We start from the raw sequence: 20,442 nt of genomic DNA on the forward strand, positions 1-20,442 counted from the left end.
ACCATCCATATCAAAGGGCCGCTGCATACAACCAAGGGCCAGAGCATTTCGCATTTCGCCAACTCGCCTGTCATGGAATTCACTGTAATGCACCTAGTCATCAAATCTTAACGTATGAAGAACGCCGCTTTCATCTTGCGCTTTCTCGCCGATGCCGCCGCGCGAGGGGAACGTTCGGCGCTTGTGACGCTGACCGACGTCATAGGCCGCGCATCCCGCGCGCCCGGAACACAAATGGCAGTTAGTGAAACCGGTGCCTTTGCAGGATCTTTATCGGGCGGCTGTGTCGAAGCGGCCGTGGTCGGTGAAGCGAAGCGGGTCATTGCCAGCGGCATCGCCGAAACATTGCGGCTGGGCGATGGATCGCCATTTATCGACATAAAACTTCCTTGTGGCGGCGGGATCGACCTTTTGATCGCCCCCGCCCCGCCAGTGGCTATTATCGATGAAGCCAGACGTTTGCTCAGTGATCGCATGGCGATCACACTGTCGATCGGGCGCGACGGTTCTACATCCGTAGAGCTTCAACAAGGGATCGGCCGGAGCGAGTGGCGCAATGGCGTATTTCGGGTGGTACACCATCCCGATCTTCGGTTGGTGATTATCGGCCACGGAGAGGAAACGCGCGCGCTGGCCGCCCTTGCCATAGCTTATGGGGTCGGTGTCTCAGTGCTGACTCCTGATAAAACGCTGGCGAATACCCTCGATGCTTCAGGAATGGAGGCAAATTATCTTAAGACATTGAACCATTCCGTCTGGCTGAAAACCGATCGTTACACAGCGGTCGTGTTCCTGTTTCACGACCATGATTGGGAACAGGCGTTACTTGAACAGGCGCTTCAACAGGATGGTTTTTTCATCGGCGCGATGGGGAGTCGAGCGACTCAGGCCCTGCGGATCGAGGCACTCCATGATCGCGGTGTAGCCCAAGCGAACATAGATCGGCTTGTCGGGCCAATCGGGCTGGTCCCTGCCACTCGTGATCCCGAGACGCTGGCTCTTTCGGCGCTTGCCCAGATCGCAATGCATTATGATGAGGCGTACAATACTGATCGACGCCCAACGATTTCGATAACAGCTGACGCTGCAGAATAAATTACCTCAGGCAACTTAAAGGAAGTAACCGATCAAGCGGTGGTGCGTTGTGTTCGGTTGTCTGGGCTTAACGGCTACGCGATGACTCGGTCCTTAGACACAAGTCTCGGCATCGGCGGGAAGATGGTAATGAGCGAAAACATGCAGAAAATACCGGAATTTGAAATGTCGAGACGAGGACTGCTTGCTGCCGGTGCCGCAGGCGTAGCGGTTGCAACAGTCTCGCCGACAGAAGCACAGCGCTCGCCATCAACCGCCCCGCCGGCGACTTCGAAGCTGTCGCTAACCGTCAACGGCAAACCTCACAACCTGACCGTGGACACACGCACGACCCTGCTCGATCTGCTGCGTGAGAATTTGCACCTGACCGGAACCAAAAAGGGTTGCGACCACGGCCAGTGTGGCGCTTGCACGGTGATCGTCGATGGCCGCCGCATTAACAGTTGCCTGACACTCGCCGTAATGCACGAAGGTGATGAGGTTATAACGATCGAGGGACTGGGTACCCCCGACAAACTCCACCCAATGCAAGCCGCTTTCGTCAAGCATGATGGCTATCAATGCGGTTACTGCACACCCGGCCAGATTTGTTCGGCGGTGTCTGTATTACAGGAAATCAGGGACGGCATCCCAAGCCATGTCAGCGAAAGCCTGACCGCGAAACCCAAAATAACCAATGCCGAGATGCGCGAACGGATGAGCGGCAACATCTGCCGTTGCGGAGCCTATTCCAACATCATGGAAGCAATGGCCGAAGTCGCGGGAAACCGGGCATGAAGTCCTTCACCTACGAGCGTGCTAAATCCCCGACAGAGGCTGCTGCGGCCGCACGGGTTCATGGCGCTAAATTCATCGCAGGGGGCACCAATTTGCTCGACCTGATGAAGCTTCAGATCGAAACCCCGACGCATCTTGTCGACGTCAATGGGCTGGGTTTCGACAAGATAGAGAGCACATCGGAAGGCGGTCTGCGGATCGGCGCGATGGTTCGTAACACCGACCTTGCCTCCGACATCCGCGTGCGGCGCGATTACGGCGTTTTGTCGCGGGCGCTGCTGTCGGGTGCCTCGGGCCAATTGCGTAACAAGGCGACGACTGCGGGCAATCTGCTCCAGCGCACGCGGTGTCCGTATTTCTACGATACCAACCAGCCGTGCAACAAACGTGCGCCCGGCAGCGGTTGTGCGGCGATCGGCGGCTATAGTCGGCAACTCGCGGTCATGGGCACCAGCGAAGCCTGCATCGCGACGCACCCCAGTGACATGGCGGTCGGTATGCGCGCACTCGACGCGACGGTCGAAACGGTGAAACCCGATGGACAGACCCGCACCATTCCAATTGCCGACTTTCACCGGTTGCCCGGCGACACGCCCCATATCGAAACTGCGCTTGATCCGGGCGAACTGATTACGGCTGTCACCCTGCCCCGGCCCCTCGGTGGCACCCATATCTATCAAAAGGTTCGCGATCGGGCATCCTACGCATTCGCCCTGATTTCAGTCGCCGCCGTCGTGCAACGCGATGGCACCGGGCGCGTCGCAATTGGTGGCGTTGCCCACAAGCCGTGGCGGATCGACGCCGCCGACAGGGAAATACCGCGCGGGGCGAAAGCGGTGGCATCGGTCCTGCTCGCAGGCGCAAAGCCAACTCACGATAATGCGTTCAAGCTCACACTGGTCGAGCGAACGCTCGGCGCGGTGATGGCGCAAGCGAAAGCCTGATCCCATGAAGTTCGAAACCCCCGCGACCACGAACCCGATCGACCGGCTGAAGGTGATTGGAAAGCCCCATGATCGCATCGACGGACCGTTAAAGACGACCGGCACTGCTCCCTATGCCTATGAGCGTCACGACGTAGTGCCGAATCAGACTTATGGTTTCATCGTAGGCGCGGCGATTGCAAAGGGGCGGATCAGTTCGATGATGCTGGAAGAAGCCAGTCAGGCTCCCGGAGTCCTCAAGATCGTCACATACGAAAACGCGGGCAAGCTCAACAAGGGTCAGATGAACACCGCCAAATTGCTCGGCGGTCCGGTAATCGAACATTATCATCAGGCAGTTGCGCTGGTGATTGCCGAAACCTTTGAACAGGCCCGCGCGGCAGCAAGCCTGGTCCGGGTGGATTATGCCCGGACAAAGGGCGCGTTCGATCTCGATGCGCAAAAGGCTTCGGCGACCAAGCCCGAAAAGGGCAATCCTGATACTGCCGTCGGTGATTTTGCCGGAGCTTTTGCAGCCGCGCCAGTAACCCTAGATGCGACATATACCACGCCGGACCAGAGCCACGCGATGATGGAACCCCATGCGACAATCGCGGCATGGGAGGGCAACAAACTGACGCTGTGGACGTCGAACCAGATGATCGACTGGAGCGTCAAGGACATGGCGACGACCCTCGGCATTCCAAAAGCGAACATCCGAATGGTGTCGCCGTATATCGGCGGCGGGTTTGGCGGAAAACTGTTCAATCGAGCCGACGTTGTTCTTGCAGCCGTAGGCGCGCGAGAGGTCGGTCGCCCAGTCAAAATCGCGCTGACCCGGCCGCAGATCATGAATAATACGACGCACCGGCCTGCCACGATCCAGCGTATCCGCATCGGGACGACGGCAGCTGGCAAGATCACTGCGATCGGGCATCAAAGCTGGTCGGGGAATCTTCCCAACGGCAGCCCGGAAACAGCCGTCGACCAGACCCGGCTGCTCTACGCCGGTGCTAACCGGATGACACAGTTGCGACTGGCCGTCCTCGACCTGCCCGAAGGCAATGCGATGCGCGCGCCGGGTGAAGCGCCCGGCCTCATGGCGCTGGAAATGGCCGTCGATGAAATGGCTGAGAAGCTAAAAATGGACCCGGTCGCGTTCCGGGTTCTGAACGACACACAGGTCGATCCTGAAAAACCCGAACGGCCGTTTTCGATGCGGCATTTGGTCGATTGCCTGCAACAGGGCGCGGACCGCTTTGGATGGAACAAGCGCGTTGCCCAACCCGGATCGGTTCGCGACGGCCGCTGGCTGATCGGCATGGGTGTCGCATCGGCTCTACGGAACAATTTGCTGACGAAATCGGCCGCCCGCGTGCGACTGAACCGCGAAGGTGTCGTTACCGTCGAAACCGACATGACCGATATCGGAACCGGCAGCTACACCATCATCGCGCAGACCGCCGCCGAAATGATGGGCGTCCCGATGGACAAGGTCGTGGTGCGATTGGGCGATTCCGCCTTCCCGATCTCTGCTGGGTCGGGCGGCCAATGGGGCGGCAACAACTCGACGGCTGGCGTTTACGCCGCGTGCGTCAAACTGCGCGAGGCTGTCGCGGCAAAGCTGGGATTCACAGGCGGCGACATCGAATTTTCGGATGGTCGGGTTCAGTCCGGCAATCGCCAAGCAAAACTGGCCGATGCCGCCCGCGACGGTGAACTCGTTGCCGAAGACCACATCGAATACGGCGACCTCGACAAGAAGTACCAGCAATCGACTTTCGGCGCGCATTTCGTCGAGGTTGCAGTCGATTCAGCAACCGGCGAAATCCGTGTGCGCCGGATGCTGGCCGTTTGCGCGGCAGGACGTATCCTGAACCCGAAGTCGGCGCGGAGTCAGGTGATAGGCGCGATGACGATGGGCGTCGGCGCGGCGCTAATGGAAGAACTGGCGGTCGACAAACGGTTCGGCTTTTTCGTCAATCACGACCTCGCCGGATATGAGGTGCCGGTCCATGCCGATATCCCTCATCAGGAAGTCGTCTTCCTCGACGAAACCGATCCGATGTCCTCTCCGATGAAGGCAAAGGGCGTGGGCGAACTCGGCATTTGCGGCGTCGCAGCGGCAGTCGCCAATGCTGTCTATAACGCAACGGGCGTCAGGGTGCGCAATTACCCGGTAACGCTGGATAAGTTTCTGGATCGGCTCCCCGCGATGACCTGAAACGGTGCAGATCGTCGATGGTGTCGATATCGGCAAGTTCCTCTGCCGGCGCGCTCACCAATTCGGCCGAGGCGAGCAAACCTCTCGCTCCCCTGTCACCCGCTCCTTCGCAAAGACGGCCAAAAAGAGAACGGGCGAAAAGCGCGGGAGGCATCGGAACGCCCCCTGTCACCGACCCCACAACCGGCGCATCTTCTACATCCCACTGCGTCAGCAGCGAACGCAAATGCCGGACGGTAACGAACGGCATATCGCCAAGGATAATGAGCGCCGCGTCGCAATCTCCCCGTGCTGCGCCCTCGATTCCACAGGCAAGCGATGTCGCCATGCCCTGCCCGGCGTTCGCGTTGATGATGACTTCAAAACCCAGCGGCTCCAGCAGAACTCCGACCGCAACGCTGCAAACCGCAATTTTACGTCCGGGCTTCAACTCCATAATCCGCTTGGCCGCGTGAAGGACCAGTGGCTGACCGTCCAGATCGACCAGCAATTTGTCCCCCGTTTCAAAACGATTGGACTGGCCCGCCGCAAGCAGCACGGCAGCGACTTGGTCGGCGTGGATCATTCTCTGGATTTCGACCGAATTTGATCCCCCGTCAAACCTGTCATCCTCAATGACGAACCCAATCGTAACCGCCTGATCGGGGTAAAGCGGAACAAGGAGCGTTCCCGACGCCGGCACGTTCAGGACATATGCTATCCCTCCTGCCGCTTTCCGAAAAACTGAAACAGACCATCCGGCACAGGGTGACCGCGCTTTTCAACGACACCGAACGTGGTCAGGTGCCTGTCGTCCGCAGTCCCGATGCGTTTTTGGCTTCGTCATCGGTCGCATGGCGCGTCCACGGCGACGTTGCCTCGATGATGGTCGGCGGCATCGCCAGCCTGCTGCTCCAGATGCTTCATCCCGCGGTGCTTGCCGGTGTCTGGGATCATTCAAACTTCCGTCAGGATATGCACGGTCGACTGAGGCGAACGGCCCGGTTTATCACATTGACGACTTATGGAAATCACGCCGATGCCACGGCGATTATCCACCGGGTACGCACCATCCATTCGCACGTGACCGGCATCCTCCCCGATGGCACGCCTTATTCCGCGAACGATCCGGCGTTGCTGGCATGGGTTCATGTGACCGAAACGATGAGCTTTCTCGAAGCCTATATTCGCTACACCGAACCGTTGATGTCCGCCGCCGATCAGGATCGCTATTTTGCCGAAATGGCCCCCATTGGTGAAATGCTGGGCGCGCGCGATCTTCCCCGTTCGCGCGCGCAGGCAAAGGCGCTCGTCATCGCCACGCGCCCGGAATTAAAAGCAGATCAGCGGACGCGGCAGATCGCGCGACTTATTCTTGCCCCGCCGGGCTCGGCGCTGATCGGGAATGCTTCCCGCGCGCTCGCCTCACAGGCCGCCGTCGACCTGCTGCCATCTTGGGCGCGCACGATGCACAATTTTTCGGTGCCGATACTTCGGGTGCCGATCGTGCGCGCCGGTACATTAGGCATTGCCCAGACACTCCGCTGGGCTTTTCGCTGATCGGGCTACCGGGGGTTGCGTCACTTCGGCCAAATCTCCAGACGGAATGCGTGTGGCGTGGTCATTGCAGCACTCGACCGGCCGACCCACAATGCGATTTCCGCCTGAAGGACTGCCGACGATGACAGACGTATCCACCGGCCCACTCGCCGGCCTCCGTGTCCTTGACCTGTCGCGGGTGCTTGCAGGGCCGTGGAGCACGCAGGCGCTTGGCGATCTTGGTGCTGACGTCGTGAAAGTCGAACAGCCGGGGCAAGGGGACGACACCCGTCGATGGGGACCGCCATTCCTTGAAGATGGTTCGGGTGACTCCGCCTATTACCTTTGTGCCAACCGGAACAAGCGGTCTGTCGCCATCAACATGGCCGATCCGCGCGGTGCCGACCTCATCCGAAAGATGGCGGCAGACGTGGACATAGTGGTCGAGAATTTTCGCGTCGGCGGCTTGGCGAAATACGGCCTCGACTACGCAACGCTCAGCGCCATCAACCCGCGCCTCATTTATTGCTCGATCACCGGTTTTGGGCAGGATGGTCCGTATAAGGATCGCGGCGGCTATGACTTTCTTGTTCAGGGGATGAGCGGCCTTATGTCGGTCACGGGACGCCCTGATGGGGAACCCGGCAGCGGCCCGATGAAGGTCGGAATACCGATCAGCGATCTCGTGACCGGTCTTTACGCAACCATCTCTATCCTCGCGGCGGTCGCTCACCGCGAACGGACAGGCAAGGGTCAGCAGATCGACATGGCGCTTCTGGATACTCAGGTCGCGCTTCTCGCCAATCAGGCGTCCGGCTATCTCAACGGCGGCGTGAAGCCGCAGCGGCTCGGCAACAAACACTCGATTGTCGTTCCCTATCAGGACTTTACCTGCGCGGACGGGGATATTCTGGTTGCCTTGGGTAACGACAGGCAGTTCCAGTCATTCTGCGCTTTACTTAAGCTGCCAGAGATTGCCGGCGATCCGCGATTTCAGGACAATGCCGGTCGGAGCACGCACCGCGACGCCCTGTTGGCGGCATTGGGAGCAGCCATCGTGCAATGGCGCGCCGACGACCTGCTCGCCGCGATGGACGGCGCCAAATTGCCCGGCGGACGCATAAACGAGATACCAGAGATACTTGCAGACCCACATATCGCCGCGCGGGGCGTCATCAGGCCGATGACGCGGTCGGACGGCACCGAAGTGCGCGTGCTTGGTTATCCCGGCAAATTTTCGGCGACACCTCCGACATACCGCCGGGCGCCTCCTCGCTCTGGCGAAAACACTGCCGAAGTCCTGCGCGACCTGCTGGGGATCGACGAAACCACTCTCGCTGCGTTGATAAAGGCCGGAATCGTCGCAGAACGGCTCGGTTAAGAACGTAAATGGCAAAGAAATACGTCCTGACCGCCACTTTACCGGACGGTTATGTCAAGACAATCGGTCCAACCGCCGTAGCCTTCACTCATTACTGGCGATTGGTCGCGCACCTCGACAACGGAAAGACCGAGGTGTTCTGGGGCCATACCAAATCACTTGCCGAAGCGAAGAAAAAACAGGCCGCCGCGACCGGCCCCGGCGCAAATCGGGGCTGGACGCGCTATGATTTCGAAATAGTCGAACTCACCCGCACAGCTTAACCCACCCGCCACAGGGCCGCGCATACGAAACCAGCGATCGAACCATCGAAAACGCTGTGTTGGAAACTTTCTGAGTATGCGATCCGTTGGACAGGCAAACCCAAAACAGGTCAGCACTGCCCTTCACTCGAAGCCTGAAACTAACCTATCCGTATCCGGGAAATTAAGGTGGCCTTTCTGTCGACCCGGTAACGGTGATTACAATTCTTTCTGAGGAGTTTGCATGCCCGGCACCGATATCATGACGCACTCGCCACTCATCCTCCGGCCCGACCCGTCGCGTACCGTTATCCGGCCGTTCTTTGCAGAGGACCAGCCACCCTTTGTCGTCGAAGGCCACTCGCGGGCACAAAGGATTATCGATCGCGTCCTGACGCTCAGCCAACAGGATCTTGCCGACGAACTCGATCGCGTGATGACTTCGCTTTCCTCACGTCACCGCGATGTCAAGCAGGTTTTGATGCGACGATTCCGGGAACTTTCGGAAATGATCGGCAGTCTTGATAGCTTAAGTCACGAATGCGCTTTGCTGGTCAGCGCGTACTTCAGTGCGGAATTTTCATTCGAGGCAGCCGCGCTGTTCAATCCCAGTATCGCCCTGCATCCGGACCAGTCCAACCTTCCAGCCGGAACGATCCGTTTCGCAATGTCACTTCGCGGCATCGGTGAAGGCCATGTCTCATCAGTCACGTTTCGCACCGGCACCTGGGGGATCGATGGCACCGTTGTGATTGATACGCCGAGCGGCACTGTCGCTTCCCCAATTATCGAGTCCGTCGATGGCGAAGGCATGGATTCAGTCACGCGGATAATTTGCGCCGGTGCCAATGATGCTTCGGAAAGCATTCTCTTTCCGGTCACCGCCAGCCAGCATCAGGGCATAGAAGATCTGCGACTGGTTCGTTTTGTCGAAGATGACGGCGAAATAGAATATCTGGGAACGTACACCGCATACAGTGGGTCGGTGGCACGTTCGGAACTGTTGCACGCAACCGATTTCCGCTCCTTCGAGATGCGCCCGCTCAAAGGGTCGGCAGCAGAAACAAAAGGCATGGCGCTATTTCCGCGACGGATAAATGGTCGCTACGCCATGCTGGCCCGACAGGATAACGAGAATGTCTGGCTACTTTATTCAGATGACCTCTACACTTGGGACGGCGGTGAAAAGATCATCACACCAAAGTATTTCTGGGAGTTTTTCCAGATCGGCAATTGCGGTTCGCCCATCGAAATCGATGAAGGCTGGTTAGTATTGACTCACGGAGTAGGGTCGGTTCGGAATTATTGCATTGGTGCTTGCCTGTTGGATCGGGACGATCCGTCGAAAATTCTGAAGCGGATGTCGTTGCCGCTGGTCCATCCCAGCCCAAAGGAACGGGACGGGTATGTGCCCAATGTCGTCTATAGTTGCGGTGGTCTGGTTTACGATCGAACCCTGCTGTTACCCTATGGCGTTGCCGACAGCTTCACTGCTTTCGCAAGTGTGTCCCTGGATGACCTTCTTGGCGCAATGTCTTGACCGGATTGGGTTTCTACCGTTGGAGTGATTTATGAAACAGCTGATTGCATTCGACCTTGATGGGACGCTGGCCGAGAGCAAGCAGCCGCTGGCAGATGACATGGGTGAGGCGCTGGCCGCCCTTTTGGATGTGGCCGATGTCGCGGTAATATCGGGGGGTGACTGGCCGCAATTCGACAAGCAAGTGGCGAGCCGACTTCCAGAGCGGGCGGATCGTTCCAGACTTTGGCTGATGCCGACGACGGGTACGAAATTGTACCGTTTTGCCAACGTATGGACGCAAATTTACGCCGAATTGTTCGACGATGGTCAGAAAAAGGCGATATTTGCCGCTTTCGATGACGCACTTAAGGCAACCGGCTTCGTACCAGCACAAACCTGGGGCGAACGGATCGAAGATCGGGGCAGCCAGATCACATTTTCAGCGCTGGGTCAGGAGGCTCCTCTGGAAGCCAAATCCAAATGGGACCCCGATTTCGCCAAGCGCAAGATTATTCAGGCCGATCTTCGCAAACGGCTTCCGGGCCTGTCGATCAACATGGGCGGCGCGACATCGATCGACATCACGCGCGAGGGTGTGGACAAGGCCTATGCTCTCAAGAAACTGCGCGACGCGAGCGAGATCGCGCTCGACAAGATGATGTTCATCGGCGACGCGATCTTTCCCGGAGGCAATGACTATCCCGCCAAGCAACTGGGCCTCGACACGGTGCGCGTTCGCGATCCGCAGGAAACATTGTCGGTAATCGCCACCATCATCGCTTGTCAGAAGTGACCCGTCAGGCGGCTTGTCGCTCGCGCTTTTCGACAACGGTGCCTCGGGCAATATAGAGCGCGTCGATCTCATCGACAAACAGACCATGGCCCAAAACGCCGGCGATCGCGGAAATCGTAGCTGCCAACACGTCGGGCGCGTCGATACGATCGAAGCTGCAATCCAGCACCGCATTACCCTGATCGGTCCGATAGGGTTCGTGCAGCGCCGTTTGTCGCAGAACCGGCCGACCCCCGAGCTGCAAAATTCGGCTCGTAACGTAGCCAAGCGCAAAGGGCAGCGTTTCGACCGGAACCGGAGCACTCCCCAGTCGGTCGACCGCCTTGCGGCTATCCGCGATGGCGATCATTCGCATGGCGGCGCTCGCGACGATCTTTTCACGCAGCATCGCCCCGCCCGCTCCCTTTATCGCATGGCACGCCCCGTCGATTTCATCGATCCCGTCGATACATAAATCCACGGTACTGAGCTTTGAAAAGTCGAGAATTTCCATGCTGGACTGGCGTAACAATGCCTCGGTGCGGAGCGAGGTTGCGACCGTCCGAATTTTCAACCCCGACCGGCAACGCTCAGCCAGCGCATCCAGCGCAAAGGCCACCGTGCTTCCCGTACCGAGTCCCACGATCATATCTTGCTGAACTTCGGCAACGGCCGCGATGGCAGCCAGCCGCTTTTCGCGATCATAGTCGATAGCTGGCGAGGTCATTGCGGCAGGATTATCTTCGTAATCGCACTGGCAACGCCATCATCATCGTTGCTGTCCGTTACGGCCCTTGCCTTCGCCTTCACCGCGTCGGACGACTGCCCCATAGCGATAGAAAACCCCGCGCGGGCGAACATGGGGAGGTCATTCGTCTGGTCGCCAATCACCGCCACGTTCTCGATTGGAACGCCAAAGGCATTCGACAGGAAAGCGACGCCATCCCCCTTGTTGGCGACCTGAGCAGTGACATCGAGATAATAGGGCTGCGACCGCGCGATGGTCGCATTACTCCCAGCCGCGGCCACGGCTTTCTTTTCGAGCGAGACGAGTAATTCATGATCGTCGCTAACCCCGACGATCTTGTCGCAGCGGCCCAGTTTGGCGCTGAAATCGTCGGTGATGATAGGTTCGACATTCGCGGACGCGACCTCGCGCACGTTGTGGGGATCGTCGGCATTGTTCGACAACCACTGATCATCGGCAAACACCCAACAGGTGATGCCCGCCTGAACAATCAACGCCACGATCTTTCTGGCGACGATGGGATCAAGGCAATGATGCTCGATCACCGTGCCGTCGGCCTTGAACAGCACGCCACCGTTGAACGCTCCGAAAGGGCCGGCAAGGCCGAGTTTTTCGGCAATCCAGTACATGCCCGATGGTGGTCGCGCGCTTATCAGGCTCATCGGCATACCGGCGTCCGTTAGTTTCCTGACGGCTTCGACAGTCGCATCGGCAAGCGTCTTGTCGGTCCTGACCAGAGTGCCGTCGATGTCGGCAATGAAAAGCCGAATGGTGGTTTCCTTGCTCATCCGAGACGTCATATCCTTACTTATCCTAGGCTATGCCATTTGCGGCCATCACGCGTGAGCAGCTCGTCGGCACCGACTGGCCCCGCACTACCCGCCACATAGTCCTCAGCGACACCACCGGCTCCCCAGGCATCGAGGACGGGCTGCATTGCCGCCCAGCCTGCCTCGATCATGTCGGCACGCTGGAACAGCGTCTGATCGCCGATCAGCGCATCATAGAGCAGCGTTTCATACCCCGTGTGCTGTCCGAGCGTAAAATGGTCGGCATAACGAAAATCCATGCTGACCGCGCTGGCATCCATCACAGGTCCGGGTTTCTTGGCGAGAAAATTCACGCTCATTCCTTCGTTGGGCTGAACCTGAATGACCAGAGTATTCGGCGGCAACTGATCGACCCCAGTCCCCCGGAACAGTGCAAAGGGAACGGGTTTGAACTGGACGACGATCTCTGTGTCTCGGGCAGTCAGAGCTTTCCCGGTTCGGAGATAGAATGGAACCCCGGCCCAGCGCCATGTCTCAACCTCGACTTTAACGGCGGCATAGGTTTCGGTTCGGCTGTCGGCGGCAACGTCTGGTTCCGAAAGATAATCGCCGACCGGTTTGCCGCCCGCATTTCCTGCGGTGTACCGGCCCCGAATCGCGTCCTTTCCGGCAGTTTGCGCACATGGCCCGCGCACGGCGGCGAGCAATTTGGCCTTTTCATTGCGGATCGCCTCTGCCTCGAACGAGTTTGGCGGCTCCATCCCAATCATCGCCAGCAACTGGAACAGATGATTGGGAAGCATATCCCGCAGCGCGCCGGTAGCATCATAGAATTTTCCGCGCGTGCCGACTGTGACCGTTTCTGCTGCAGTGATCTGAACGTGGTCGATATAACGGCTGTTCCAAACTGCCTCTAACAAGCTGTTGGCAAAACGCGCGACCATGATGTTCTGGACAGTTTCCTTGCCAAGAAAATGATCGATCCTGTAAATCTGGCTCTCGGTTATGCGCGCCAGAATCAGTTTGTTGAGATCCTGAGCCGATGCCAAGTCATGGCCGAATGGTTTTTCAATGAGAACGCGCCTGAAGCCATCCTTCTCATCGAGGGCACCCGCATCGGAAAGCTGTTCGACGATCGTGCCGAAAAACTGCGGCGCCGTTGCCAGATAAAAGGCGGCATTGCCCTGAAGCTTGGCGGCCAAAGTCTCGAATGTCGATTTCTCTGTGAAATCGCCCTTATGATACGTGATACGCTGGCGAAGCGCCTTCCACGCAGCATCCTCACCATCTTTCGCGGACGCGCCGCCAGTGATGAACTCTTCAAGGCTCTGGCGCAGCATTTCATCATCGCCGTCGTGATAACTGACGCCGATGATATCCAGGTCGCTACCGACCAGCCCGTCGCGGGCGAGGTTGAGAAGCGACGGCATCAACAAACGTTTGGTAAGATCACCAAGCGCACCGAAGATGACGAGCGTTGCAGCAGGTGCCGCGACCGGATGGCTCGATTCAGTTCCGAAGCCAGTCTGGCCGATCCCAGCTTGGCCAATCATTGAGGCATTTCGACGTGACCGCCGAACCCAAAACGCATTGCGGACAACAGCTTGTCGCCGAATGTTGTGTCGACCCTGCTACGATAGCGAGCGAACAATGCCGCCGACAGCACATATACCGGTACAGCTTCTTCCATCGCGGCATCGATGGTCCACTGACCCTCGCCGGAATCCGCCACCTTGCCGGTGAAATGCCCAAGCTCGGGGTCCTTCGCCAATCCGATTGCGGTCAGGTCGAGCAGCCATGAGGAAATCACACTTCCGCGCCGCCATACTTCAGAAACCTCGGCAAGATTGATATCGAAGCGTTCGTCTTCAGGCAGTTTTTCAGAGGATTTTCCTTTCAGGATATCGAACCCCTCAGCATAGGCCTGCATCAAGCCATATTCGATGCCGTTATGGACCATCTTGACGAAATGGCCGGCTCCCGCTGGTCCTGCATGGATATAGCCGCGTTCGGCCCGGTCATCGTCGGAATGGCGGCCTTCGGTCCGAACGATCGTGCCATAACCCGGTGCAAGGGTGTCGAATATAGGATCGAGCAATTTGACGGTTTCATCCTCGCCACCGATCATCATGCAATAGCCGCGCTCCAGACCCCAGATGCCGCCGGAGGTGCCGACGTCGACATAGTGGAGGCCCTGAATACTACATAATTTTGCGCGCCGGATGTCATCCTTGTAAAAGCTGTTGCCGCCGTCGATTATGATATCTCCGGGCGACGATAGTTTGATGATAGCCTCGATCGTGCTCTCCGTCGGTTCGCCAGCGGGAAGCATGACCCAGAAGATCCGTGGCGCACCTTCGAATTTGCCCGCTATATCCTCGAGCGATTTGGCGGGGATGGCCCCCTCACCCGCCAGATCCGTCACTGCTTTCTCGTTACGGTCGAATGCAATGACTTCATGTTTGCCGAGCATCAGGCGACGGGCGATGTTGGCACCCATGCGACCCAGACCGATCATTGCGATACGCATCGATTATTCCTTTTCTCAGATTTATGCTTTGGCGGCTTAATGATTGGCGGCGTGGATTATCATTCATTCTTTACAATAAGTTCCCGCGCAACCTTCACAACATTTTCAAGCGTGAATCCGAACTTTTCCTGAAGCTTTGCAAGAGGAGCGGACGCCCCGAACGTGGACATGGTGATCGTTGCTCCGTCAAAGCCGACATACCGGTCCCACCCCATCGACCCGGCCTGTTCAACCGCGAGACGCGCCCTGACCGAACGGGGAAAGATACTGTTGCGATACGCGGCGTCCTGTTGTTCGAACAGATACCAGCTCGGCATCGAAACGACACGCGATCGTATGCCGTCGGCCACCAGTTTCTCATGCGCATCCACGACCAGCGATACCTCGCTACCGGTCGCCATCAGGATAATCTGCGGATCACCACCCCCTGTATCGGCAAGGATATAGGCCCCCTTTCTCAACCCATCGGCGGCCGCGTATTTCGTGCGGTCCAGCGTGGGCAACGCCTGACGCGACAGGATAAGCGCGGTCGGCTCATGGGTATGTTCCAGCGCGATTTTCCAGGCCTCGGCAACCTCGTTCGCGTCACCGGGCCTGATCGTGTCGAGGCCGGGAATTGCCCGCAGCGTCGCCAGATGTTCGATCGGCTGATGCGTCGGGCCGTCCTCTCCCACGCCGATGGAATCGTGTGTGAAAACAAAGATTGTCGGCACCTCCATGATGGCCGCCAGTCGGATCGGCGCGCGCATATAGTCGGCGAAGACGAGGAAAGTGGCTGTGTAGGACCGCAGATAGGTGAGCGCCATGCCGTTGGCGATCGCTCCCATCGCGTGTTCGCGCACCCCGTAATGCACGTTACGCCCGTCATAGCTGCCCGGTTCGAACGACCCGGCACCCTGAAACGTCAGGTTGGTTTTGGTCGATGGTGACAGGTCGGCGGCACCACCGATCAGCATCGGGATATGGGGTCCGATGGCATTGATAACCTTGCCTCCAGCATCGCGTGAGGCGATACCCTTTGGGTCGGCGGGGAAGGTTGGAATATCGGCCTGCCAGCCTTCACTGAGTTTGCCGGACCGCAGGAGGTTGAACTCGGCGGCTTCGGTCGGGAAGCTGTTCCGGTAACTTTCGAACAGCGCCTGCCAGTCATCGCGCGCCTTGCCGCCGTGATCAGTCAGTGCCTTGTTAAGCGCTTCGGCAACACCCTCTGGTACAAGGAAGTGCGCGTCCTCGGGCCAGCCATAGGCCTGTTTGGTAAGCCGCACATTCTCTTCACCCAAAGCCTCGCCATGCGCCTTTTCACTGCCTGCGCGGGGCGATCCCCAGCCGATCACCGAATGAACGATGATGAGGGTCGGCTTGTCATTGGTTTCACAAAAAGTCTTTAATGCCGCCGCTATTGCTTTGGTATCATTGGCATCATCGACGTGGATCACGTTCCAGCCATAGCCCTCGAAGCGTTTGCCGACATCTTCGGTAAATGCAATCTCTGTCGCCCCCTCGATCGTGATGTGATTGCTGTCGTATATCCAGCAAAGGTTCGACAGCGCGAGATGCCCAGCCACCGAAGCCGCTTCACCAGAGACACCCTCCATCATGTCACCGTCGCCGCACAGGACATAGACGTCATGGTCGAACAGGTTGAATTCGGGCCGGTTAAAGCGCGCCGCCAACGCACGCTCGGCAATCGCCATGCCGACGGAATTGCCACACCCCTGACCCAGCGGCCCGGTGGTCGTCTCCACACCCGTCGTGATGCGGTATTCGGGGTGGCCGGGTGTCTTTGAATCCAGCTGGCGGAACTGTTTGATGTCGTCGAGACTGACGGCAAGCTTTCCGGTCTTGCGACCGTCCGCGTCAATTTCCTCGACCCCCGCCAGATGGAGTAGCGCGTAAAGCAGCATCGACGCGTGACCAATCGACAGCACGAAACGGTCGCGATTGGGCCAGTCGGGCGTCGCCGGGTCGTAGCGCAGGAAATCCCGCCACAGGGTATAAGCCACCGGAGCCAATGCCATCGGCGTGCCGGGGTGGCCCGAATTGGCCTTCTGAACGGCGTCCATGGCGAGCGTGCGAATGGTGTCGATCGAAAGGCGGTCGAATGAGCCATCCTCGCGAACGGAACTGCTGGACTGCGATGAAACTGCGTCCGCCATGGAAGTCTCCTTGATTACTCGAAAAGGTCGCATTGCCAGTGTGTTTGAAACTGGCAGCAGGGTAAACGCCCAAGGAGCTTATATGTGCCGGAAACGCTGGAACAGTGGATGTTCCGTGCCGAATTGGTCGATGCAATGGGCCGTAAAGCACAGGCCGACCTCTCGCGTTTCGGTAAAACCCTCCAGTATCGGCATGGCGATCCCCGGCCCGCCGTGGGATTCAGGCGCGACGGTGATCCCAGCACCGGCCCGGACGAGTGCCATCGCACGGTCGTCGTTGACCGATCGGAAACTGAAGGGCGGACGGACACCGCGTTCAGTGAAATGCCGGCTGGTTCGTGCCAGCATCTCGCACGACCGCCGAGCGATCATTGGCTCGTCCGCTATTTCATCGGCGGCGACCACCTCACGCCCCGCGAGCGGGTGACTATCGGACATGGCGAGGCAATATCGCTCTACATTCAGGCTAGTTTGAGTAAAGCGACTGTCTCCCGCATGGAGGATCGTCACCGCCGCATCGATGCGATCCTGTGACAAGGCACTGGTAAGCTCCCGCTCATTCCCCTCCATAATCTCAACCCGCTCGACACCTTGATAGCTGGACAAAGCGGATTCGAGCAGACGCGTCGCAAAGCTTGTAAGAACACCAAGCCGGATGATCTTCACAGCAATGGACCGGTCGGGAATGCCCGCCTCGGCCTGGCGAAACTCCCGCTCGACCGCGCGGGCGTGGCGGAGCAACTGATTGCCCGCAGGCGTCAGCTCGACTCGGCGACTGGATCGTTCGAACAATTTGCTGCCGAGACGTTTTTCCAGCTCTGCGATGCCAGCAGACAGGGTCGGCTGCGTGACGTTGATCTGCGTCGCCGCCCGCGTAAAGTTCCCGGTATCGACGACGGCAAGAAACTGGCGAATCTGGCTGCGGCTGATCATAGAATTATCCTATGCTTCTGTGGCCGAACTTTCAATTTTTGCTATGATCGCTTTCACGCTAGATGCGTTATGTACCATTTTCGAGGGCCAGGAAAATGAGCTTGTGACCGCCGATTTCGATTTTGCGCTTGGCGAGACAGCCGAGATGATCCGCGACACCACGCGGCGGTTTGCCACCGACCGGATTGCGCCGATTGCGGCCGAGGTTGATGAAACCAACAAATTCCCCCGCGAACTCTGGCCTGAAATGGGCGCTCTTGGGCTGCACGGCATTACCGTCGAGGAAGAATGGGGTGGGCTTGGCCTAGGTTATCTCGAACACGTTGTGGCGATGGAAGAAATCAGCCGCGCATCGGCCAGCATCGGCCTGAGTTATGGCGCGCATTCCAATCTTTGCGTCAATCAGATCCGCCGCTGGGGAAACCCTGAGCAAAAGGCGAAATACCTGCCGAAGCTGATTTCGGGCGAGCATCTCGGTAGCCTTGCCATGTCGGAAGCGGGGTCTGGATCGGATGTCGTTTCGATGAAGCTGAAGGCGACGGCGAACGGCGACGGCTATGTCTTGAACGGCACGAAGTTCTGGATCACCAATGCACCGACCGCCGATACGCTGGTCGTCTATGCCAAGACCGGTGAAGGATCGGGCGGTATCACCGCGTTCCTGATCGAAAAAGGCATGGCCGGGTTTTCGGTATCGAAGAAGCTCGACAAGATGGGAATGCGCGGCAGCGATACTGCTGAGCTTGTTTTCGAGGATTGCGAGGTTCCCGCAGAGAACATCATGGGGCCGCTGAACGGTGGCGTCGGCGTGTTGATGTCAGGACTGGATTACGAACGTGCGGTATTGGCCGCTGGACCGATCGGCATCATGCAGGCGTGCCTCGACGTCGTTCTGCCCTATGTCCGCGAACGCAAACAGTTCGGCAGGGCAATCGGTCAGTTCCAGCTCATGCAGGGCAAGGTTGCCGATATGTATGTCGCTCTCAATTCGGCGCGGGCTTATGTCTATGCCGTCGCGCGCAACTGCGATGCTGGTAAGACCACACGGTTCGATGCTGCGGGAGCGATCCTGCTGGCTTCGGAAAACGCGGTGAAATGTTCGCTTGAGGCCATTCAGGCGCTCGGTGGAGCTGGCTATACCAAGGAATGGCCAGTCGAGCGCTTCCTGCGCGACGCAAAGCTGTACGACATCGGTGCCGGAACCAACGAAATCCGACGCTTCCTGATCGGTCGCGAATTGATCGGCGGATGAGCGCGCCCGTCATTTCCCCCACGTTCAATCTCGACAGTGCAGAGGGTCAGGCGCGCGCCGCGTTCAACCGCGGGCTGGCCGCCGACCTGCGCGAACGGGTTGCCACATCCGCGCTCGGCGGAAATGCAAAGTCGCGAGAGCGGCACACGTCGCGCGGCAAGCTGTTGCCAAGGGATCGCGTCGAACGGCTTCTCGACCCCGGATCACCGTTTCTCGAGATCGGGCAACTGACCGCGAACGATCATTATGACGGTGAAGTTCCGGGCGCTGGCATGATCGCAGGCATCGGCCGCGTTTCAGGTCGCCAGTGCATGATCGTGTGCAACGACGCGACGGTAAAAGGTGGAACCTATTATCCGCTGACGGTGAAAAAACATCTGCGCGCGCAGGAGATTGCCGAGCAGAACCATTTACCGTGCATCTATCTGGTCGACAGCGGCGGCGCGAACCTGCCGCATCAGGCCGAGGTGTTCCCCGACCGCGAGCATTTCGGACGGATATTCTTCAATCAGGCGAACATGAGCGCAAAGGGCATTCCACAGATCGCCTGTGTTATGGGAAGCTGCACCGCGGGGGTGCCTATGTCCCCGCGATGTCGGATGAGACGATCATCGTGCGCGGACAGGGGACGATCTTCCTTGCCGGGCCGCCGCTGGTCAAGGCGGCAACGGGCGAAGTGATTTCGGCTGAGGAACTGGGTGGCGCGGATACGCATGGGCGCAAGTCGGGCGTGGTCGATCATGTAGCGGAGGATGACGAGCATGCACTGAGCATCGTCCGCGACATCATATCCACCCTTGGGCTGCCGCATAATCCGGGCATCGACATTGTCGATCCGCGTCCGCCCAAGTTTGACCCGCAAGAATTATACGGTGTCGTTCCTGCTGACGTTCGCACGCCCTATGACGTGCATGAGGTGATCGCGCGGCTGGTCGATGGCAGCGAGTTTCACGAGTTCAAGGCGCTTTACGGTACCAGTCTGGTGTGCGGGTTCGCGCGGATATGGGGCATTCCGGTGGCGATCCTTGCCAATAACGGCGTGTTGTTCAGCGAGAGCGCGGTGAAGGGTGCGCACTTCATCGAACTGGCGTGTCAGCGGAGGATACCGTTGTTGTTCTTGCAGAACATTTCGGGCTTCATGGTCGGCGGAAAATATGAAGCAGAAGGCATCGCCAAACATGGCGCAAAGCTGGTGACGGCGGTTGCGACGGCCAGCGTGCCAAAGATCACCGTGCTGATCGGTGGCAGTTTCGGGGCGGGCAATTACGGGATGTGCGGGCGCGCCTATTCGCCGCGCTTCCTGTTTACATGGCCCAATGCGCGGATCAGCGTGATGGGTGGCGAACAGGCGGCATCGGTGCTGGCGACGGTTCACCGCGATGCAGATAGCTGGACACCTGAACAGGCCGAAGCTTTCAAAGCGCCGGTTCGTGAGAAATATGAAGAAGAAGGCAGTCCCTATTACGCGACCGCGCGACTGTGGGATGATGGGGTTATCGATCCCGTCCAGACGCGCGACGTGTTGGGATTGGCCTTTTCGGCGACGTTGAACGCGCCGGTGCCGGAGGCGGCCCGGTTCGGGGTGTTCAGGATGTGACG

At 58.6% G+C, this 20,442-nt stretch carries 17 protein-coding genes and 1 pseudogene; 11 read left to right on the plus strand and 7 right to left on the minus strand.

The window, feature by feature from the left end:
• Nucleotides 1-114 precede the first annotated feature (114 nt).
• The 4 genes from D3Y57_RS07305 (at nucleotide 115) to paoC (ending at nucleotide 5,019) form a co-directional block, all read left to right on the plus strand.
• Entirely contained in the window at nucleotides 115-1,095 is a 981-nt protein-coding gene (locus D3Y57_RS07305; RefSeq protein ID WP_121152442.1) for an XdhC family protein, read from the plus strand.
• Nucleotides 1,096-1,236: 141 nt separating this feature from the next.
• Nucleotides 1,237-1,872 (plus strand): aldehyde dehydrogenase iron-sulfur subunit PaoA, encoded by a 636-nt coding sequence (gene paoA, locus D3Y57_RS07310; RefSeq protein ID WP_121155579.1) that lies wholly within the window; start codon nucleotides 1,237-1,239, stop codon nucleotides 1,870-1,872.
• Nucleotides 1,869-2,816 (plus strand): FAD binding domain-containing protein, encoded by a 948-nt coding sequence (locus D3Y57_RS07315; RefSeq protein ID WP_121152443.1) that lies wholly within the window; start codon nucleotides 1,869-1,871, stop codon nucleotides 2,814-2,816. The genes paoA and D3Y57_RS07315 overlap by 4 nt, the downstream gene beginning before the upstream one ends.
• A gap of 4 nt (nucleotides 2,817-2,820) precedes the next feature.
• Entirely contained in the window at nucleotides 2,821-5,019 is a 2,199-nt protein-coding gene (gene paoC / locus D3Y57_RS07320; RefSeq protein ID WP_121152444.1) for an aldehyde oxidoreductase molybdenum-binding subunit PaoC, read from the plus strand.
• Here paoC and D3Y57_RS07325 read toward each other — a convergent pair.
• The gene (locus tag D3Y57_RS07325; protein ID WP_121152445.1) at nucleotides 4,955-5,701 is read right to left on the minus strand and encodes a nucleotidyltransferase family protein; all 747 of its coding nucleotides are present in this window, start codon (nucleotides 5,699-5,701) and stop codon (nucleotides 4,955-4,957) included. The two genes, paoC and D3Y57_RS07325, sit on opposite strands and share 65 nt — an antisense overlap.
• An 11-nt stretch (nucleotides 5,702-5,712) precedes the next feature.
• Here D3Y57_RS07325 and D3Y57_RS07330 point away from each other — a divergent pair, with 11 nt between their 5' ends.
• The 5 genes from D3Y57_RS07330 (at nucleotide 5,713) to D3Y57_RS07350 (ending at nucleotide 10,475) form a co-directional block, all read left to right on the plus strand.
• A complete protein-coding gene (locus tag D3Y57_RS07330; RefSeq protein WP_121152446.1) occupies nucleotides 5,713-6,558 on the plus strand; it encodes an oxygenase MpaB family protein in 846 nt (281 codons plus the stop codon).
• 121 nt (nucleotides 6,559-6,679) lie between these two features.
• Nucleotides 6,680-7,918 (plus strand): CaiB/BaiF CoA transferase family protein, encoded by a 1,239-nt coding sequence (locus D3Y57_RS07335; protein ID WP_121155581.1) that lies wholly within the window; start codon nucleotides 6,680-6,682, stop codon nucleotides 7,916-7,918.
• 8 nt (nucleotides 7,919-7,926) lie between these two features.
• Nucleotides 7,927-8,181 (plus strand): hypothetical protein, encoded by a 255-nt coding sequence (locus tag D3Y57_RS07340; RefSeq protein ID WP_121152447.1) that lies wholly within the window; start codon nucleotides 7,927-7,929, stop codon nucleotides 8,179-8,181.
• 223 nt (nucleotides 8,182-8,404) lie between these two features.
• Entirely contained in the window at nucleotides 8,405-9,700 is a 1,296-nt protein-coding gene (locus tag D3Y57_RS07345; protein WP_121152448.1) for a glycoside hydrolase family 130 protein, read from the plus strand.
• Nucleotides 9,701-9,731: 31 nt separating this feature from the next.
• A complete protein-coding gene (locus D3Y57_RS07350; protein WP_121152449.1) occupies nucleotides 9,732-10,475 on the plus strand; it encodes an HAD-IIB family hydrolase in 744 nt (247 codons plus the stop codon).
• Nucleotides 10,476-10,479: 4 nt separating this feature from the next.
• On the opposite strand, the gene rpiA is transcribed toward D3Y57_RS07350, so the two are convergent.
• The 6 genes from rpiA to D3Y57_RS07380 form a co-directional block, all read right to left on the minus strand.
• Nucleotides 10,480-11,181, minus strand: a complete 702-nt coding sequence (rpiA, locus tag D3Y57_RS07355) for a ribose-5-phosphate isomerase RpiA (RefSeq protein ID WP_121152450.1) — start codon at nucleotides 11,179-11,181, stop codon at nucleotides 10,480-10,482.
• Complete coding sequence (locus tag D3Y57_RS07360; protein ID WP_121152451.1) at nucleotides 11,178-11,990, minus strand: Cof-type HAD-IIB family hydrolase; 813 nt, start codon at nucleotides 11,988-11,990, stop codon at nucleotides 11,178-11,180. Before D3Y57_RS07360 ends, rpiA begins: the two co-directional genes overlap by 4 nt.
• A gap of 20 nt (nucleotides 11,991-12,010) precedes the next feature.
• Nucleotides 12,011-13,525 (minus strand): glucose-6-phosphate dehydrogenase, encoded by a 1,515-nt coding sequence (zwf, locus tag D3Y57_RS07365; RefSeq protein WP_121152452.1) that lies wholly within the window; start codon nucleotides 13,523-13,525, stop codon nucleotides 12,011-12,013.
• Nucleotides 13,522-14,502: a phosphogluconate dehydrogenase (NAD(+)-dependent, decarboxylating) gene (gene gnd / locus D3Y57_RS07370; RefSeq protein WP_121152453.1), complete on the minus strand. Its 981-nt coding sequence runs from the start codon at nucleotides 14,500-14,502 to the stop codon at nucleotides 13,522-13,524. Before gnd ends, zwf begins: the two co-directional genes overlap by 4 nt.
• Before the next feature lie 59 nt (nucleotides 14,503-14,561).
• A complete protein-coding gene (gene tkt / locus D3Y57_RS07375) occupies nucleotides 14,562-16,658 on the minus strand; it encodes a transketolase (RefSeq protein ID WP_121152454.1) in 2,097 nt (698 codons plus the stop codon).
• Between the two features lie 78 nt (nucleotides 16,659-16,736).
• The gene (locus D3Y57_RS07380) at nucleotides 16,737-17,591 is read right to left on the minus strand and encodes a LysR family transcriptional regulator (RefSeq protein WP_121152455.1); all 855 of its coding nucleotides are present in this window, start codon (nucleotides 17,589-17,591) and stop codon (nucleotides 16,737-16,739) included.
• Between the two features lie 145 nt (nucleotides 17,592-17,736).
• Here D3Y57_RS07380 and D3Y57_RS07385 point away from each other — a divergent pair, with 145 nt between their 5' ends.
• Both D3Y57_RS07385 and D3Y57_RS07390 read left to right on the plus strand, forming a co-directional pair.
• Complete coding sequence (locus tag D3Y57_RS07385; RefSeq protein ID WP_239026108.1) at nucleotides 17,737-18,843, plus strand: isovaleryl-CoA dehydrogenase; 1,107 nt, start codon at nucleotides 17,737-17,739, stop codon at nucleotides 18,841-18,843.
• Nucleotides 18,840-20,440 (plus strand): annotated as a pseudogene (locus D3Y57_RS07390) (carboxyl transferase domain-containing protein). Before D3Y57_RS07385 ends, D3Y57_RS07390 begins: the two are co-directional and overlap by 4 nt.
• The last annotated feature ends 2 nt before the right edge of the window (nucleotides 20,441-20,442 follow it).

The organism is Sphingomonas paeninsulae (genome assembly GCF_003660165.1).
In the GTDB taxonomy this organism is placed as follows: domain Bacteria; phylum Pseudomonadota; class Alphaproteobacteria; order Sphingomonadales; family Sphingomonadaceae; genus Sphingomonas_O; species Sphingomonas_O paeninsulae.

Excerpts from the sequence above, each read along its gene's own strand:
- D3Y57_RS07305 (WP_121152442.1), top strand. The coding sequence starts at position 115 with ATGAAGAACGCCGCTTTCATCTTGCGCTTTCTCGCCGATGCCGCCGCG.
- paoA (WP_121155579.1), top strand. The coding sequence starts at position 1,237 with ATGCAGAAAATACCGGAATTTGAAATGTCGAGACGAGGACTGCTTGCT.
- D3Y57_RS07315 (WP_121152443.1), top strand. The coding sequence starts at position 1,869 with ATGAAGTCCTTCACCTACGAGCGTGCTAAATCCCCGACAGAGGCTGCT.
- paoC (WP_121152444.1), top strand. The coding sequence starts at position 2,821 with ATGAAGTTCGAAACCCCCGCGACCACGAACCCGATCGACCGGCTGAAG.
- D3Y57_RS07330 (WP_121152446.1), top strand. The coding sequence starts at position 5,713 with ATGCTATCCCTCCTGCCGCTTTCCGAAAAACTGAAACAGACCATCCGG.
- D3Y57_RS07335 (WP_121155581.1), top strand. The coding sequence starts at position 6,680 with ATGACAGACGTATCCACCGGCCCACTCGCCGGCCTCCGTGTCCTTGAC.
- D3Y57_RS07340 (WP_121152447.1), top strand. The coding sequence starts at position 7,927 with ATGGCAAAGAAATACGTCCTGACCGCCACTTTACCGGACGGTTATGTC.
- D3Y57_RS07345 (WP_121152448.1), top strand. The coding sequence starts at position 8,405 with ATGCCCGGCACCGATATCATGACGCACTCGCCACTCATCCTCCGGCCC.
- D3Y57_RS07350 (WP_121152449.1), top strand. The coding sequence starts at position 9,732 with ATGAAACAGCTGATTGCATTCGACCTTGATGGGACGCTGGCCGAGAGC.
- rpiA (WP_121152450.1), bottom strand. The coding sequence starts at position 11,181 with ATGACCTCGCCAGCTATCGACTATGATCGCGAAAAGCGGCTGGCTGCC.
- D3Y57_RS07360 (WP_121152451.1), bottom strand. The coding sequence starts at position 11,990 with ATGAGCAAGGAAACCACCATTCGGCTTTTCATTGCCGACATCGACGGC.
- zwf (WP_121152452.1), bottom strand. The coding sequence starts at position 13,525 with ATGATTGGCCAAGCTGGGATCGGCCAGACTGGCTTCGGAACTGAATCG.
- gnd (WP_121152453.1), bottom strand. The coding sequence starts at position 14,502 with ATGCGTATCGCAATGATCGGTCTGGGTCGCATGGGTGCCAACATCGCC.
- tkt (WP_121152454.1), bottom strand. The coding sequence starts at position 16,658 with ATGGCGGACGCAGTTTCATCGCAGTCCAGCAGTTCCGTTCGCGAGGAT.
- D3Y57_RS07380 (WP_121152455.1), bottom strand. The coding sequence starts at position 17,591 with ATGATCAGCCGCAGCCAGATTCGCCAGTTTCTTGCCGTCGTCGATACC.
- D3Y57_RS07385 (WP_239026108.1), top strand. The coding sequence starts at position 17,737 with ATGATCCGCGACACCACGCGGCGGTTTGCCACCGACCGGATTGCGCCG.